The sequence below is a fragment of the Micromonospora echinospora genome (assembly GCF_014203425.1).
Lineage (GTDB): Bacteria > Actinomycetota > Actinomycetes > Mycobacteriales > Micromonosporaceae > Micromonospora > Micromonospora echinospora_A.
On the sequence record NZ_JACHJC010000001.1, the window covers coordinates 2,584,021 to 2,599,789 of the forward strand.

The 15,769-nt window shown below is 70.6% G+C and carries 17 protein-coding genes; 11 read left to right on the forward strand and 6 right to left on the reverse strand.

Annotation, left to right across the window (positions count from 1 at the left end; all coding sequences use genetic code 11):
• Nucleotides 1-4: 4 nt before the first annotated feature.
• Together FHU28_RS12325 and FHU28_RS12335 are read right to left on the reverse strand one after the other, a co-directional pair.
• A complete protein-coding gene (locus FHU28_RS12325; RefSeq protein WP_260412911.1) occupies nucleotides 5-1,390 on the reverse strand; it encodes a MarR family transcriptional regulator in 1,386 nt (461 codons plus the stop codon).
• A gap of 8 nt (nucleotides 1,391-1,398) precedes the next feature.
• Complete coding sequence (locus tag FHU28_RS12335) at nucleotides 1,399-2,646, reverse strand: FAD-dependent oxidoreductase (protein WP_184683791.1); 1,248 nt, start codon at nucleotides 2,644-2,646, stop codon at nucleotides 1,399-1,401.
• Between the two features lie 91 nt (nucleotides 2,647-2,737).
• On the opposite strand from FHU28_RS12335, the gene FHU28_RS12340 reads away from it, so the two are divergent.
• Together FHU28_RS12340 and FHU28_RS12345 are read left to right on the forward strand one after the other, a co-directional pair.
• Nucleotides 2,738-3,121 carry a PadR family transcriptional regulator gene (locus FHU28_RS12340; RefSeq protein ID WP_184683793.1) on the forward strand — a complete coding sequence of 128 codons (384 nt, stop codon included), beginning with the start codon at nucleotides 2,738-2,740 and terminating at the stop codon, nucleotides 3,119-3,121.
• A complete protein-coding gene (locus tag FHU28_RS12345; protein WP_184683795.1) occupies nucleotides 3,118-4,014 on the forward strand; it encodes a hypothetical protein in 897 nt (298 codons plus the stop codon). Before FHU28_RS12340 ends, FHU28_RS12345 begins: the two co-directional genes overlap by 4 nt.
• A 139-nt stretch (nucleotides 4,015-4,153) precedes the next feature.
• Here FHU28_RS12345 and FHU28_RS12350 read toward each other — a convergent pair whose 3' ends face one another.
• On the reverse strand, nucleotides 4,154-5,242 hold the full coding sequence (locus tag FHU28_RS12350) for an epoxide hydrolase family protein (protein WP_184683797.1): 1,089 nt from the start codon (nucleotides 5,240-5,242) through the stop codon (nucleotides 4,154-4,156).
• 85 nt (nucleotides 5,243-5,327) lie between these two features.
• Between FHU28_RS12350 and ygiD the strand changes: the two genes are divergently transcribed.
• Together ygiD and FHU28_RS12360 are read left to right on the forward strand one after the other, a co-directional pair.
• A complete protein-coding gene (ygiD, locus tag FHU28_RS12355) occupies nucleotides 5,328-6,299 on the forward strand; it encodes a 4,5-DOPA-extradiol-dioxygenase (RefSeq protein ID WP_311773572.1) in 972 nt (323 codons plus the stop codon).
• 133 nt (nucleotides 6,300-6,432) lie between these two features.
• Nucleotides 6,433-7,410: a phosphotransferase family protein gene (locus FHU28_RS12360; RefSeq protein ID WP_184683799.1), complete on the forward strand. Its 978-nt coding sequence runs from the start codon at nucleotides 6,433-6,435 to the stop codon at nucleotides 7,408-7,410.
• 8 nt (nucleotides 7,411-7,418) lie between these two features.
• On the opposite strand, the gene FHU28_RS12365 is transcribed toward FHU28_RS12360, so the two are convergent.
• The gene (locus tag FHU28_RS12365; protein WP_184683801.1) at nucleotides 7,419-7,832 is read right to left on the reverse strand and encodes a nuclear transport factor 2 family protein; all 414 of its coding nucleotides are present in this window, start codon (nucleotides 7,830-7,832) and stop codon (nucleotides 7,419-7,421) included.
• Nucleotides 7,833-7,928: 96 nt separating this feature from the next.
• Between FHU28_RS12365 and FHU28_RS12370 the strand changes: the two genes are divergently transcribed.
• From FHU28_RS12370 to FHU28_RS12395, 6 genes are all read left to right on the forward strand, one after another.
• Nucleotides 7,929-8,783 carry an aldo/keto reductase gene (locus FHU28_RS12370; protein WP_184683803.1) on the forward strand — a complete coding sequence of 285 codons (855 nt, stop codon included), beginning with the start codon at nucleotides 7,929-7,931 and terminating at the stop codon, nucleotides 8,781-8,783.
• A gap of 47 nt (nucleotides 8,784-8,830) precedes the next feature.
• Nucleotides 8,831-10,099: an MFS transporter gene (locus FHU28_RS12375; RefSeq protein ID WP_184683805.1), complete on the forward strand. Its 1,269-nt coding sequence runs from the start codon at nucleotides 8,831-8,833 to the stop codon at nucleotides 10,097-10,099.
• A gap of 145 nt (nucleotides 10,100-10,244) precedes the next feature.
• Nucleotides 10,245-11,153 carry an ABC transporter ATP-binding protein gene (locus FHU28_RS12380; protein ID WP_184683807.1) on the forward strand — a complete coding sequence of 303 codons (909 nt, stop codon included), beginning with the start codon at nucleotides 10,245-10,247 and terminating at the stop codon, nucleotides 11,151-11,153.
• Nucleotides 11,154-11,162: 9 nt separating this feature from the next.
• Complete coding sequence (locus FHU28_RS12385; RefSeq protein ID WP_073827262.1) at nucleotides 11,163-11,903, forward strand: ABC transporter permease; 741 nt, start codon at nucleotides 11,163-11,165, stop codon at nucleotides 11,901-11,903.
• A 3-nt stretch (nucleotides 11,904-11,906) separates the two neighbouring features.
• Nucleotides 11,907-13,169, forward strand: a complete 1,263-nt coding sequence (locus tag FHU28_RS12390; protein ID WP_184683809.1) for a sensor histidine kinase — start codon at nucleotides 11,907-11,909, stop codon at nucleotides 13,167-13,169.
• Nucleotides 13,170-13,171: 2 nt separating this feature from the next.
• Nucleotides 13,172-13,801: a response regulator gene (locus tag FHU28_RS12395; protein ID WP_116509224.1), complete on the forward strand. Its 630-nt coding sequence runs from the start codon at nucleotides 13,172-13,174 to the stop codon at nucleotides 13,799-13,801.
• 53 nt (nucleotides 13,802-13,854) lie between these two features.
• Here FHU28_RS12395 and FHU28_RS12400 read toward each other — a convergent pair whose 3' ends face one another.
• Entirely contained in the window at nucleotides 13,855-14,064 is a 210-nt protein-coding gene (locus FHU28_RS12400; protein ID WP_116509226.1) for a hypothetical protein, read from the reverse strand.
• A gap of 192 nt (nucleotides 14,065-14,256) precedes the next feature.
• On the opposite strand from FHU28_RS12400, the gene mraY reads away from it, so the two are divergent.
• Nucleotides 14,257-15,360 carry a phospho-N-acetylmuramoyl-pentapeptide-transferase gene (gene mraY / locus FHU28_RS12405; RefSeq protein WP_184683811.1) on the forward strand — a complete coding sequence of 368 codons (1,104 nt, stop codon included), beginning with the start codon at nucleotides 14,257-14,259 and terminating at the stop codon, nucleotides 15,358-15,360.
• Between the two features lie 21 nt (nucleotides 15,361-15,381).
• Here mraY and FHU28_RS12410 read toward each other — a convergent pair whose 3' ends face one another.
• On the reverse strand, nucleotides 15,382-15,711 hold the full coding sequence (locus FHU28_RS12410; protein WP_116509229.1) for a cupin domain-containing protein: 330 nt from the start codon (nucleotides 15,709-15,711) through the stop codon (nucleotides 15,382-15,384).
• Between the last annotated feature and the right edge of the window lie 58 nt (nucleotides 15,712-15,769).

The window sequence follows — 15,769 nt, forward strand, 5'->3', positions numbered from 1 at the left end:
GGTGTCACCGTCCATCAAACGGACCGTGGCCATCACCAGTGCCCGGGGCGTCATGCGGATCAGGGCGCTCCGCGGTCAGGATGGCGGCGCTGACCTCGTGCACGAACGCCCGGACGTCGTCGAACCTGCCGGGATCGCTGTCCTGGCCGGAGCCGTACCACCAGTCGCGCGCCCAGACGATGAGGTCCGCCCATCGCGGGAAGGCGGTGATGGTCTGGTCGGCGGCCTGTCGCTTGGACAGTTGCCGGCCGTTGCGCAGGCGCTGGTAGGCCCGGCAGAGGGTGAGCACCGCGTACGACTGCGCCCCGGGTGGTGTCATCTCGAGCACCCAGGCCGGCCAGTCGCGGACGTGGTCCCGCAGAGCAGCGCGGACGAGGCCGGGTTCGACGGCGGGCAGCAGCTCGCCTGCCGGCGGTCCCAGCAGCGTACGGCCGTAGTCGTGGACGGCGGCCCAGGTCACGACGCGGTGGGTGGTGGCTGGTAACAGGTGCAGCGTCTCCCCGGGACTGATCCGGGCGATCATGTGGTCCCGGCCGGGAACGGCGCGCACCGCGTCCAGTGACACGTATTCCACCTCGAGCCGGCCCGCCCACTGCGGGTGCCGCCGGTCGAGGTCCGCGTGCAGTTCGGCGAGTACGGCGAGGAGCTTCTCGTCCGGGTCACCGGCGAGCACCGCGAGCAGGTCGAGGTCGCTGCGGTTCACGTCGAAGTCGCCTGCCACGAGCGAGCCGTGCAGGTACAGGCCGAGCAGGCTGTCCGCCAGCGTGCGGCGCCACGCCTCGCGCAGGTCGGAGAGAACCGTGTCGGGTGGGGCCACCAGGTGATCCTGCGCGGTGGGTCGCCGTGGGGCCACCGATATAGCCGACCCACGCCGCCGTCCGGCAGCGGTGTACGTGCTACCGGATCCGTCGGTCGCGCCTGTGTCGTCGGTGTGGAGGTGGTCCAACTCGGCGAGGTACATGGCCTGCATGCGGTCGTAGTGCCGGACCAGCAGTCTGACCTCCTCGACGCTGTAGCCCTCGACGAGCCGTTCCGCCCGCTCGGCGAAGCGCTCGTACGGTCGCTCCAGGTCGGCGACCCGCTCCGGCCGCAGGGTGACGATGACCCGCCGCCGGTCTGCCGGGTCGCGCTCGGCCGTCACGTAGCCTGCCTGCTGGAGCCGCCGGAGCATGCTGGTGACCGCCCCGGTGGTGAGGTTGGTGCGCTCGGCGATCTGCCCCGCGGACGCGGAGCCGCTGTCCGCCAGGTAGTCCAGGCATTCCAGGTCGCTCACGGTGAGGCCCAACCGCTCCGCGATGGCGTACCGGAACACCATGGACAGCCGCGACATCTCCCGTCCGGCGCGCATGAGGTCGGCGATCGCGGACGTGCGGGCCGTCTCGTCGGGCATGCCGGCAATCATGCCTCCGGTACCGTGACCCGGTGCAGCCGAGGTAACACGCGGGTCAGCACCCAGTGTGGTGCGGCCGCGCCCCCGGTGAGGCGGCGCATCAGCCCGGCGGCGGTGTCGACGGCGCGGAAGGCGTAGTCCGTCATCTCGTCCTGGTAGGCGGCGATCGCCTCCTCCGCCGAGGTGGCGCCCGCCCGCGCCTCGACCAGCCGGCGGCCGAGCAGGGCGGCGTCGCGGAGCGCGGTGTTGCCGCCGTGGGCGCCGAAGGGCGGCATGACGTGTACGGCGTCGCCCATCATTGTGGCCCGGGGCACCGCCCACCGGTGCGGGCGTCGGCCGGTGGCGAAGAGGTTGAGCACCGTGGCGTCCAGCTCGGCGGTGTCGACAAGCCGCCGGATGAGCGGGTGGAAGTCCGTACTCAATCGGTCGGCCAGTTTCCACAGCGCCAGCAGGTCCCCGCGGACGTCGGTCGGCAGTTCCTCCTGCCGGAGCAGCAGTCCCCACATGACGTAGTCGTCGCCGGTGGGCGCGTAGTTGCCCGGGGCCAGGCGTGCGAATGCCTCCTGTGGGCTCTCGCCGAACCGCATGGAGGTGAAGAAGAAGGCGCTGCCCGGCCGGTCGGCGATGGCCAGGACCCCGCTGGTACGCAGTGCGTCGGGGATGACGCTCTCGCCGTTGCGCAGCAGGGGCGAGCGGCCGTAGATGCCCGCCATCGAGGTGTTCGCCGGGTCCGCGTCCGGCATGAGCTGCGGGCGCAGGGCTGAGCCGACGCCGTCCGCGCCCACCACGACGGTTGCCGCGGCGGCCCCGCCGTCGGAGAACCGCAGCCGCAGCCCTGCCGGGCCGCCGTTCTCCACCGCGACGGCGTCCTTGCCGTAGTGGATGCGCCCGTTCAGCCCGGACTGCAGGATCGACCGCAGGGTCAGCCGGTCGACCTGGCGGGTCGCCCCCGGCTCGTCCTTGAACGTGATGGTGAAAGCGTCCCGCAGCCGGCTGTTGGTGAAGCGCAAATGCCCGCCGGGCTCGTCGCCGGTGGCCAGCGCCAGGTGGTACAGCGAGCGGGGCAGGCTCTCCCGAAGCGCCTCCAGCCCGTACCGGTCGAGAATGATCCGGTAGCCCTGCCGCCGGATGAAGGGGCCCGGATCCCGCTCATAGACGTGCACGTCGATGCCGGCGCGCATCAGGTACTGGGCGAGGCAGAGGCCGGACAGGCCGGCGCCGGCGATCGCCACTGAGAAGTCCGTCGATGCACTCATGCAGTTATCTTAATCATTAAGATGATTTGGGCAAGGATCAATGTGAACAGTCACCTTGGACGGATACTCAAGTAGCTTGTATATTCGGCTCATGGGATCAGCTTCGCGTCCCGCGCTACGGGAACCGTCCTACTTCGTTCTTGCTGCTCTGCTCGGCGGACCGCTCCACGGCTACGCCGTGATCAAGCGGGTCAATGAGCTGTCCGACGGGCGGGTGACCCTCGCCGCCGGATCGCTGTACTCCGTGATCGACCGGCTGCTCGGCGAAGGGCTCGTCACCGCCGACGGTGAGGAGATCGTCAACGGGCGTGCCCGTCGCTACTACCGGCTCACCGACGACGGCTGTCGCGTCCTCACCGAAGAGGCCGACCGGCTCGCCCAGGCCGCCCGGGTGGTCATGGACCGCCTGCCGCGCCGCGTCTCATCGCAGGCAAGTGCCCGTCACCCTTCTACCGCGAGGATCAGACCAGCATGAGTTCCGATGTCCTGGAGAAGCGCTACCGGATGCTGCTGCGGGCCTACCCCGCCGACTACCGCCGCGAACGCGCCGACGAACTGATCGACACGCTGATCGGCGACGAACCCACCAACCGCCGCTGGCCCAGCCCTCGGGAGGCGGTCTCGCTCGTCCGGGGCGGCCTGCGGGTGTACGGCGGCGGCACCGCCGCCCGGCCCACCGCCGTGCTGTTCTGGCAGGGCATCCACCTCGGCGCCCTCGCGGTGCTGGCGCTGGGTGTCCTCATCGGCCTGGACGACATCGTCGAGGCGTTCCAGTTCGGCGGGCTCTCGGACCCCCTGACCGTCCTGCGGAATCAGGGCATCCACGAGATCGTGCTGATCGCCGCGCTGGTGGCGCTCGTCGCGGGCCGCGCCCGTACCGCTGCCGTCCTGGCGGTGACCGCGGCGGTGGTGCCGACCGTGATCTCGCAGTACCTGTTCCTCAACGGCCTGCCGCAGTGGTGGGCGCCGGTCGTCGCCACGCCGCTGATCGTGCTGGGCCTGCGGCGTCCGGCGGACGTGCCGCCGGCGCCCCGGGCCAACGCCGTTCTGGTCACCGCCGGCATCCTCGCCCTGCATCTGATCCCCGCGGGTGGCCTGCGCATGGTCGACGCCGGTCCGCGGATCGTCGCCGCTCTCATGGTGGTCGCCGGAGTGGCCGCCTTCCTGTGGGTGGCGACGGCTGACCAGCGACTGCTGATCGCCGTCGTCCCCACCCTCCTGCTGGGCACGCTCTACCAGCTGGACAACGGCGGGTTGACGGGGGAGATGCTGCGCCGCCCCGACGCGCTGCCGTCCCTGGTCGTCGCGGTCCTCATGGCGGTCGTCGCGGTCGTCTCGACCCGGCAGCGGCAGCGCACCCGCGCCTGAGCGAGAGACGGGCGGTCCGGCCGTGGCCGGGCCGCCCGGGCAAGAAGCGCCGGACCATCGTGGACGGCAGCAGACCGTGCGTGGGCCTGTCAGCGGATGCAGGCCGACCAGCAGCGGTGCCGCCGGTTGAGCTACTGGATCACCGCACCGCGCTGAAGAAGGTGCGCAGGTCGGCAGCGAGCAGGTCGGGCTCTTCCTGGGCGAAGAAGTGGCCGCCGACTGTGGGCTCGCGCCAGTGGGTGAGGTTGGCGTAGGTGCGTTCGGCGAACGACCGGGGCAGGCCGGCGTCCTCCACGCTGACGGTGATCCCGGCGGGCACGGCGACCATTGGCAGATGTGGGGCCAGGCGGTCGTCACGGTAGGGCCGGAAGGACGTGCCGATGCAGTTGGTGACCCAGTACAGCATCACGGTGGTCAGCAGCTCGTCGAAGCCGAACCGGCGGGAGATGTCACCGCCGCAGTCGCTCCAGCGCTGGTACTTCTCGATGATCCATGCGGCTAGCCCGGCCGGCGAGTCGCTCAGCGCGGCCGCGAGGGTGTCGGGCCGTGTTTCCTGGAGGATTCCGTAGCCCCAGTCATCTTGGGCCTTCGCGTCGAGCATGGCGATGAACGCCTCCTCGGCTGGGCTGAGGTCGCCCCTGCGGTCCGCCGGCGGGAACTTGATGTGCTGCGAGAAGACCCCGATGACCCGATCTGCGTGGCGGGCGCCGAGCCACGTCGACACGCCGGACCCGATATCGCCACCGTAGGCGCCGAAGCGGTCGTAGCCCAAACGGGTCATCAGCTCAGCCCACACGTCCGCGACAGCCGCCTCGGTCGTCGGGCCCTCGGCGAGTGGTCCGGAGAAGACGAAGCCGGGCAGGCTCGGTATGACGAGGTCGAAGTCTGCGAGCCGGGACACCAGGGGCAGCATCTCCGTGTAAGTGCTGGGCCAGCCATGGGTCAGGATCAGCGCCGTGGCGTCAGGCGATGCCGAGCGAACATGAACGAAGTGGACCGGCGCGCCTCGGACCGTGGTGACGAACTGAGGGTACCGATTGAGGGCACGCTCGACCGCGCGCCAGTCGAATCCATCGAGCCAGTACCGCACCAGACCTGCCAGGTACCCAGGGTCGGTGCCGGCGGCCCACGGCTCACCTGGGGTGGCTGGCGCGAGCCTTGTCCGCGAAAGCCGAGCCCGCAGGTCGTCCAGGACGGCTTCGGGCACATCGATGTGGAAGGGCGTCACCCGATCATGATTCCATCGCAAGGAGTCACTGGGCAGCCGCCCGAATGGGCAGGCTGCAGACTCGATCTCCGCTCCCCGGAGGAGCGTGATTCAGGCCGGAACCGCTGCGAGGTGGCACTATCGTGACATTCAGGTCCGGCAGGCCGCGCCGAACCGGTCCAGGAAGGAAGTTCACGTGCCTTCAGACGTACATCCGGCCTTGGATGTCTTGATGCCCGCGGCGTTCCTGGGCCACGGCAACCCCATGAACGCCCTCGAGGTCAACCGGTACACCTCCGCATGGAGAGCCTTCGGTGCCGCGGTGCCGCGTCCCCGCGCGATCCTGGTGGTCAGCGCCCACTGGTACATCAACGCCACGGCCGTCACCGCGATGCCCCGGCCGAGGACCATTCACGACTTCTACGGGTTCCCTCAGGAGCTGTTCGAGGTGCAGTACCCGGCGCCGGGGCTGCCCGAACTGGCTGAGGAGGTCAGTGACGTCGTCCATCCGACCTGGGTCGGGGCGGACGTCGACAGTTGGGGCATCGACCACGGCACCTGGTCGGTGCTGATGCACGCCTTTCCGGACGCGACGATTCCCGTCGTCCAGCTCAGCATCAACGCCGACAAGCCGATGGACTACCACCTTCAACTCGGCGCCCAGCTCGCCCCACTGCGTCGGCGCGGTGTGCTGATCGTGGCAAGCGGCAATGTGGTGCACAACCTGCGCGGCATGGACTGGGCGCTGACCGACGACGGCTTCGACTGGGCGCAACGCTTCGACGAGGACGCCAAGGCCCGGATGTTGACCGACCCGGGCGAGTACGCGACCCTCGACGCTCACGGGGACTTCCGCCGTGCGGTACCGACACCGGATCACTTCATCCCCGCGTTGTATCTCGCCGGTCTGGCCGCCGCCATGGACACCCCCGACACCGAGGTCCTCGTCGACGGCTACGCCTACGGCTCGTTGTCCATGACGGCCTACACCCTGGGCATGTCCTGTCCACCGGCTGACGGACGAGGCGGATCCCCGCAGCCACCGCCCGGCCTGCCGCCGGACGGCTCCAATATCTGAGGGAGTGCCGGCTGCTGGATGCTCATGGCTCAGCACCGGGGCGGGTCGGTCCGCGAAGTCCGGTGCGTCAACTCGGTTGTGCGTCGCTGCCCGGCCTGACAGCCTGGCCGCCTCGGTCTGACGAGAGGCGACCATGACGCGGATGTTCTTGCAGCCGGACGACCTTCACGGCCTGGTGTCGGAACAGTTCGGCTCCGACCGGCGACTCGCTGCCCTGGACCGGCTGACGGGCGGCACCAAAAAGGGCGTCTACCGGCTTCGGCTGGACGACGGGACAACCGTGATCCTGTACGTGTGGGCCGCGGGCGAGAACTACTGGCCGCCGTCACCGACAGTCCCGGACGACCCGTTCACCGACGCGTCGGGCGCGGATCTCTTCGCCGCCAGCCACGCGGCGCTCATCGCAGCGGGAGTGCGTGTTCCGTATCTGATGATGATCGACCGGGACAGCAGTCACCTCGACGCCGACATCGCGCTTGTCGAAGACGCCGGCGCGCTGAAGCTGGACGCGTTGCTGGAACACGACCCCGTCACCGCCGCCGCGCCGCTGGCCGCGCTCGGTGACGCCCTGCGCCGGATGCACACCGTCTTCGGTCCGCACTACGGCAAGGTCGCGGCCATTACCGGGGGTGAGGCGTCCCGGGCCCGGCGCGCGGAGGACGTGATCGTCGACCGGGCGCTCGGCCACCTGGACGCGGCAGCGGCCCGCGACGCCCGGCTGGCCGATGCCCACCAACGGATCACCGCCCACGTACGCCACCTCAGGAGCGCGGTCACCCCACGCGAGGAGTACGGGCTGGTGCACGGTGAACTCGGCCCGGATCACGTTCTCGTCACACCGGCCGGTGAAGCCGTCATGATCGATTTTGAAGGGCTGGCGTACTTCGATGTCGAATGGGACCACGCCTGGCTGCAGATGCGCTTCGGCGAGTCATATCCGGCGCTGCGCCCGGTCGATCTCGATCCCCACCGGCTGGAGTTCTACCGATACGCGCAGACGTTGTCCTTGATCGAGGGGCCACTACGGATCGCGGACACCGATTTCCCGGACCGGAAGTGGATGCTGGACCTGGCCGAGTGGAACATCACCAAGGCGCTCGCCGCGACCTGACGGCAACCTCAGTCGGCCGGGCCGACGTGCGCCGCGAGCAGGCGCCATTCCTCGTCCTGGTCGAGGATCCATGTGCGCGTGTAGCGGACCCGGGCGAGAAACGGCTCGCCGGCCAGGGTGCCTTCCAACGTGCCGAGGAACCACGTCACACCGGTGCCGCCGACGACGAGCACCGTCAGGTCCTCCTCGTCCACCCGGATCATCGTCTGCTGGCCGGATCGGTGCGCGTGCAGGTCGTCCTGCTTGGAGTAGAGACGGCCGTCGGGCCCGGTGAACACGAGGCGGTCGTCGATCAACCGATCCAACGCCGCGACATCGGAGGACAGTTGGGCGCGTTGAAGACGCCGTTCAGCGGCGCGTAAGTCCTCGACCCTGGCGCTGTCCGCGTCGCCGTTCCCAACGGAAAAACCATCGTCCTTCACTGCAAATAAGTTAACAGCGATCTCCGGGAATCGGTATCGGGCAGATGACCGGCTGTGCAGGTCATCGGGGATGGCTAGTTTCGCCCAGTGCCCAACATGATTACTGCGGCGTCCGCAGGCACCTGGACGCTCGGCGACCTGACTGTCAATCGGATCGGATTCGGCGCGATGCGCCTGACCGGCAAAGGCGGTGTGGCGAGCGACCGCGAGCGCGTCATCGGCGTGCTGCGCCGGGCGGTCGAACTCGGGGTCAACCACATCGACACGGCGGCGTTCTACTTCTCGCCACTGCGTTCGGCCAACGAGATCATCAACACGGCGCTCTCGCCGTACGCCGACGAACTGGTCATCACCACGAAGGTCGGGCCGGGCCGCGACCCCTCCGGAGAGTGGCTGCCGCTGGCCCGGCCCGACCAACTGCGCGGACAGGTCGAGGAGAACCTGCGCCAGCTCGGCCGTGACCACCTCGACGTCGTCAACCTGCGCCAGAACGGGCTGGAGTCGGTCGCCGAGCACTTCGGCGCTCTGGCCGACCTCCGCGACGCCGGCCTCATCCGGCATCTCGGCCTGTCGAACATCCGCCCGCAGCACCTCGCGCAGGCACAGGCGATCGCCCCGGTGGTCTGCGTGCAGAACCCGTACGGCGTCGACACCCGGCGCATGCACGACCAGTTCGTGCGCACCTGCGGCGAGCAGGGTGTCGCCTTCGTGCCGTTCTTCGCGCTCGCCGGCGACGGACGTGAGGCCGGTGGCGTGGCGACCAACGAGGCGGTGGCGGCCGTCGCCCGGGCCCACGGGGCGACGCCGGCGCAGGTGCGGATCGCGTGGACCCTCAGCCGCGGGCCGCACATGCTGGCCATCCCCGGCACGGGCAACCCCGACCATCTGGTCGAGAACCTGGCCGCCGGGGCGCTGCGTCTGTCCCCCGAGGAACTGGCCGGCCTCGACTAGCGGCGTCCTGCCACGGGTCCACGACTCTCGACGGAAGGTCCCACCCTGTGCGGGCAGCGGTCACGTCCCTCGCCACTCCTCCGCCGCACAGCTCATGGCTCGTGGCCCGAGGACTCGTCCCCGAGCGCGGCCCGCGGCGCGTCCTGGCCGTCGCGACCTTCGTCAACATGGTCGGAATCGGCGTCTTCATGACCAGCGCCGTGCTCTTCTTCACCCGTTCGGTGGGGCTTCCCCTCGCGCAGGTGGCCCTGGGCATGGGCATCGCGGCACTCGTCGGGATGCTCGCCGGGATTCCGACGGGGCATCTCGCCGATCGACGGGGTCCGCGCGAGATCTACCTGCTGACCCTGGTCGTCCGAGCCGTCACCACGGCCGCCCTGATCTTCGTCCACACGTTCTGGCCGTTCGTCGTCCTGGTCTGCCTCAACCAGCTCGCCCAGTCGGCGGGCGGGGCGTCACGCGGCCCGCTGGTGCGCGGCTTCGGCGGCACGAACCTGGCCCGGTTCCGCGCCTATCTCCGTTCGGTCGCCAACCTCGCCGGAGCTTGCGGCGCCCTCGTCGCCGGCGCCGCCGTGCAACTGGACACCCGCGCCGCCTACCTGACCCTGATCGTCGGCAACGCCGTCAGCTTCGTGGCGTGCGCCGCCGTCATCACCCGGCTGCCGTCACTGCCGCCCATCGCGGTGCCCCACATGACCGGACGCTGGATCGCGCTGAAGGACAAGCCGTACATGGCGGTCACCGTGCTCGACGCCGTCATGGGAATTCAGGGCCAGGTACTCGTCTTCGCGCTGCCGGTGTGGATCATCTCGCGTACCGACGCGCCGCGCTGGTTCGTCGGGGCAGCCGTGCTCGTCAACACCGCGCTCGTGGCGGCGCTCCAGGTCAGGGCGAGCCGGGGGATCGACACCGGTCCGGCGGCTGGGCGGGCCATGCGTCGCTCCGGGTTGGCGTTCCTGGTGGGGATGGCCCTGATCGCCGCCACGTCGACGATGCCCGGATGGCTCGCCGTGACGGTGATGACAATGGGAGTCGCCGCGCACACGGTGGGCGAGCTGTGGCACACGGCGGGCTCGCTCGAACTGCAGTTCCTCCTCGCGCCCCCACACGCGCAGGGGCAGTACACGGGAGTCGCCGGGCTCGGCACGGGCCTGGCCAACGTCGCCGCTCCTTCCATCCTGAGCCTGCTCTGCATCGCCTGGGGCGCCCCGGGTTGGCTGCTGATGGGCGCCGTCTTCGTCGCGGTCGGTCTGGTCGCCCCGGCGGTCGTCCGATGGGGGCAGCGGACGCGTCCGGACCCGGCGGAGGCCGTCTAGCCAGGCGGCTTCGTCGCGGCATGGTGGTGGGCCCGGCTGACGCCGGCATCAACCAGGTGGTTGACCGCCGCACCCACCGCGTTCCGCAACGGTCCTCGCCGCGCAGTCGATTCGGTGTACGGGCGCCGGACGGCACGCTTCTGCCATGGCAATCATCGAGGTGGACAGCCTCGTCAAGCGCTACGGCGGGCACACCGCTGTGGACGGCGTCAGCTTCGCCGTCGAGCAGGGCGAGATATTCGGCATCCTGGGCCCGAACGGGGCCGGCAAGACCACCACTGTCGAGTGCGTCGAAGGGCTGCGTACCCCGGACGGCGGCACCGTCCGGGTCTGCGGCATCGACCTGCAACGCGACACCGGCGAGCTGCGGCACCTGCTCGGCGCGCAGCTCCAGGCGAGCGAGCTGCCCGACAAGCTGACCGTCGGCGAGGCGATGGAGCTGTACAGCTCCTTCTACCGCCGGCCGGCCGACTGGCGGGCGCTCGTCGACACGCTGGGCCTGACCGACAAGCTCGGCACGCAGTTCCGGCGGCTCTCCGGCGGGCAGAAGCAGCGGCTGTCGATCGCGCTGGCGCTGGTCGGCGACCCGACGGTGGCGGTGCTCGACGAGCTGACCACCGGCCTCGACCCGCAGGCGCGGCGCGACACGTGGGATCTCATCGAGGGTGTCCGCGAGCGGGGGGTGACGGTCCTGCTGGTCACGCACTTCATGGCGGAGGCGGAGCGGCTCTGCGACCGGCTCGCCGTGATCGACGCCGGCCGCCTCGTCGCGCTCGACTCCCCGGCCGGGCTGGTGGCGCGCGTCGACGACCGGCAGCGGATCCGGTTCCGGCCCTCCGCGCCGCTGGACCACGCCCTGCTCACCGCGTTGCCCGAGGTCACGTCGGTCGAGCGGGCCGGCAGCCAGCTCGTGGTGACCGGTACGGGGAATCTGCTGCTCGCCGTGACCACCGTGCTCGCCCGCCACCAGGTCGTCGCGGCCGATCTGCGGGTCGAGCAGACCTCGCTGGACGACGCGTTCGTCGCGCTCACCGGCCGCCCGATCGACGCCTGAGGAGACAACGTGTCCGCGCTGTTCCGGCTCACCGCCACCGAGACCAGACTGTTCTTCCGCGAGCCGATGATCGTCTTCTTCGCGCTCGGGTTCCCGCCGCTGCTGCTCGTCATCTTCGGCGCGATCCCCGCGTTCCGGGAGCCCGACGCGGACCTCGGCGGGTTGCGGACGATCGACCTGTACGTGCCGATCATCGTCGCGCTGGGCCTCGCCATGTTCGCGCTCAACAGCCTGTGCCAGCTCCTCGCCACCTACCGGGAGAAGGGTGTGCTGCGACGGATGCGGACCACGCCGGTCCGGCCGGAGGCGATGCTCGGCGCGCAGTTGCTGATGTCCACCGCCCTGTCCGTGGTGACGATGCTGGTCGCGCTCGCAATCGGCCGGCTGGCGTTCGGCGTACGGCTGCCCCGGCACGTGCCGGCGTACCTGGCGAGTTACGTGTTGGCCGCGGTGACGATGTTCGCGATCGGGCTGCTCGTCGCCGCGCTCGCGCCCAGCGGCAAGAGTGCCGGGGCGGTCGGGACCGTACTCTTCTTCCCGGTCGTGTTCTTCGCCGGCCTGTGGCTCCCGCGCGACAGCATGCCCGGCGTGCTGCGGGCGATCAGCGACTTCACCCCGCTCGGCGCGGGCGTGCAATCATTGCAGGACGCCACCGCCGGTCAGTGGCCGCAGATGCTGCCCGTGGCCGTGATGCTGGGGTGGACGATCGTGGCCGGAGGGCTGGCCGCGCGGTACTTCCGCTGGGAGTAGGTCGTGAGCATCGAGGCCGAGCTACGGGCGGAGTTCGACCGCTGGGAGCGCAACGAGAAGGTGTTCTTCGCCGTCCTGCCGTACGCCCTCCTGTCGCTCTGCACGCTCATCACGCTGGTGCTGCCGTTCTGGGACGTGTCGCTGAACCTCCCGGTGGTGCTCGGGCTCACTGCCGCGCTCGCGCTCTGGACGGCCGGGTTCCACGCGCACCCGCGCTGGCGGCACAGCGGTTCGCTGACGGGCCTGTACTACGTGGGACTGATCGTGCTCGGGGCGAGCGTGGTGGCGCTCGCCCCCTGGTACGGCATCTTCACCTTCATCGGCTACGTCCACGCGTTCCTGTTCCTCAAGGGCGCCTGGCGGTACGCCGGGGTCGCCGCCACGGCGGTGATCCAGGCCGCGTCGTCCACCGGCGGCCTGTCCGGCGCCACAGTGGACGAGTGGCTGGTCCTGTCCCTGGTCATCATCGTGCTGGCCGCGGCGTTCTTCCGCTTCGCCGAACTGGACGACCGGCGCAACCACAGGCAGAAGCGGGCGCTCACCGAGTTGCACGAGGCGAACGTCAAGCTGGAGGCGGCGCTCACGGAGAACGCCGGCCTGCACGCCCAACTGCTCGTGCAGGCCCGCGAGGCGGGCGTGCAGGACGAGCGGCAGCGGATGGCCCGGGAGATCCACGACACGCTCGCCCAGGGACTCGCCGGCATCCTCACCCAGCTCCAGGCCGCCGAGCAGCACGCCGACCGGGCCGAGGCGTGGCGCCGGCACGTGGACAACGCCAGGAACCTGGCCCGCGACAGCCTCACCGAGGCCCGCCGGACGGTGCACGCGGTGCAGCCGGACGTGCTCGCCGAGGCCCGACTGCCGGAGGCGATAAGCGACGTGACCCGGCGCTGGTCGCAGGTGCACCGCATCGACGCGGTGCTGACCACCACCGGCGACCCGCGGCCGATGCACGCCGACGTCGAAGTGACGCTGCTGCGGGCCGCGCAGGAGGCGCTCGCCAACGTGGCCAAGCACGCCCGCGCCAGCCGGGTCGGGCTGACCCTGTCGTACATGGAGGATCTGGTGACGCTCGACGTACGCGACGACGGGGTGGGTTTCGAGCTCGGCGCCAGGCGCGCCGACGGCGCCGGGGACGGGGGTTTCGGGCTCGCCGGCATGCGGCAGCGGGTGCAGCGACTCGCCGGGCGGCTGGACATCGAGTCGGAACCCGGCGGCGGCACGGCGATCTCGGCGACCGTGCCGGCCATCCCCGCCGGAGCCTGATCGTGATCTCCCTGTTGATCGTCGACGACCACCCCGTGGTACGCAACGGGCTACGCGGCATGTTCAGCGCCGACCCGCGCTTCGAGGTGCTCGGCGAGGCGGGTGACGGTGCGGAGGCGATCGTCGCGGGGGAGGCGCTCCGGCCGGACGTGATCCTCATGGACCTGCGGATGCCGCGCGTCGACGGTGTCACCGCCATCCGGGAGCTGGCGAGACGAGGGGTGCCGGCCCGCGTGCTGGTGCTGACCACGTACGACACGGACAGCGACGTGCTGCCCGCCATCGAGGCCGGCGCCACCGGCTACCTGCTCAAGGACGCGCCGAGCGAGGAGTTGTTCCGCGCGGTGGAGGCGGCCGCGCAGGGGCAGGCGGCGCTGTCCCCAGCGGTCGCGACGCGGCTCATGCGGCAGATGCGGCAACCGGCCTCGGAGCCGCTGTCGCAGCGGGAGCTGGAGGTCCTTGAGCTGGTCGCCCGAGGCTCGACCAACCGCGAGGCGGCGAGGCAGTTGTTCATCAGCGAGGCGACTGTCAAGACGCACCTGCTGCACGCGTACGCGAAAGTCGGCGTCAACGACCGGGCGGCGGCCGTGGCGGCGGCGTTCTCCCGCGGTTACCTGACCCCGGAGCGGTGAGCACGACGGCCGGGCGTGGTGCTCAGGACCGCGCCACCGCGGAACACCCCGGCCTACGTGCTCGGCGGATTGCGGTGCCGGTCCGCGATGCCCGACGCGGCGTGGCGCTGCGCGTCATGCCTGCTCCGGTCGGTCGCGGCCTGGCGGACCGCAGCCGAGTCCTCGTCCGGCGAGCGCCTCGCCCGGTCCCGCCGGGTCACGAAGAACACGAGCGCGGCTACCACCACCAGGGCCACCGCGAGCGACACCACAACCGTCGTCATGCCGTCGACGCTACGGCGTGCGCGCCAGCGTCGGCGGGTCGCGAAGTACGGCGCGGCGAGGGTCAGGGGCTGCTCCGTGCGCCGCCGGATGGCAAGCTCACGTGTCGTGATCGATGACTTCGCGACAGGCCGTCCGCGCGGCGGGCCCGGATCGGTTCGTCAGGCGCAGGTCCGCAAGCCCGGGGTCCGCCCGTGAGGGCGATCATCGTCGCGGCCGCCGTCGCGTTCCTCATCGCCCTGTTCGGTACGCCGGTGGCGATCCGCGTCTTCAGCGCGCTCAAGGCCGGTCAGCCGATCCGGTCCATCGGGCTCGCCAGCAACGAGGGCAAGAAGGGCACGCCCACGATGGGCGGCGTCGTCTTCATCGTGGCGACGGTCCTCGCGTACGTCGCCGGGCACCTCGCCCTGACCACCCTGCCCGAGCGGCAGATCGCGCAGGAGGGGCCGACCATGACGGCCCTGGTGCTGCTCGGGTTGTTCGTCTTCTGCGGCGCGGTCGGCTTCTTCGACGACTTCCTCAAGGTGCGCCGGCGCAACTCCGACGGGCTGTCCGCCAAGGGCAAGCTGATCGGCCAGGCGCTCGTCGGCGGCGGGTTCGGCATGGCCGCGCTGTACGTGCCCAGCACGAACGGGCAGACGGTGGCCAGCGAGCACATCTCGCTCATCCGCGACATCAGCTGGCTGGACGTCGGCAAGGTCGGCGCGGTCCTGGTCTTCGTCTTCGTGATCACGGCGATGTCGAACGGCGTGAACCTCACCGACGGCCTCGACGGTCTCGCCACCGGCGCGTCGATCCTGGTGCTCGGCGCGTACTCGCTGATCGGCTTCTGGCAGTACCGGCACTGGTGCGCCGACGACGGGTACGCCCGCGTGAACGAGTACTGCTACCAGGTCCGCGATCCCCTGGAGATCGCCATGATCGCGGCGGCGGCGGCCGGCGCCTGCGTGGGCTTCCTCTGGTGGAACACCTCCCCGGCGCGGATCTTCATGGGTGACGTGGGCGCGCTCGGGCTCGGCGGCCTGATCGGCGGGCTCGCGGTGGTGACCCGCACCACGCTGCTCTCGATCCTGATCGGCGGGCTCTTCGTCATCATCACGACGACCTGGGTGATCCAGATCGTCTCGTACCGGACCACCGGCCGACGGGTCTTCCGGATGGTGCCGTTGCACCACCACTTCGAGTTGGCCGGGTGGAGCGAGTCCACCATCGTGGTCCGGTTCTGGATCGTGGCAGGCGTCTGCGTCGCGGCCGGCCTGGGCCTGTTCTACTCGGACTTCCTGGCGGCCGTCGGATGAAGGCCCCGGGATCCGGGGCCGTCAGCGCTTGGCGACGGTGAGCAGCACCGCGGAGTCTTCGAGCGCCTCCAACGTGTGCCGGCGGTCCGGCACGATCAGCAGATCGCCGGGTGCGCCGTCCCAGGACGTCTCGCCGGCGCCGAGCCGGACCCGGCCGCGCAGGACGTGGACGGTGGCCTCGCCGGGGTTCTCGTGCTCGCTGAGCATCTGGCCGGCGGTCAGCGCGATCACCGTCTGGCGGAGCTTGTGCTCGTGACCGCCGTAGACGGTGGAGCTGCTGCGGCCGCTGGAGGAGGTGTGCGCGCGCTCCAACTGCTCGCGGGCCAGCGCGGTCAGGGATGACTTCTGCATCAGGGTGTCCGTCCTCTCGTCGTACCGGTTCTTCCGAGCCGCTCAACCGGCTCACGTC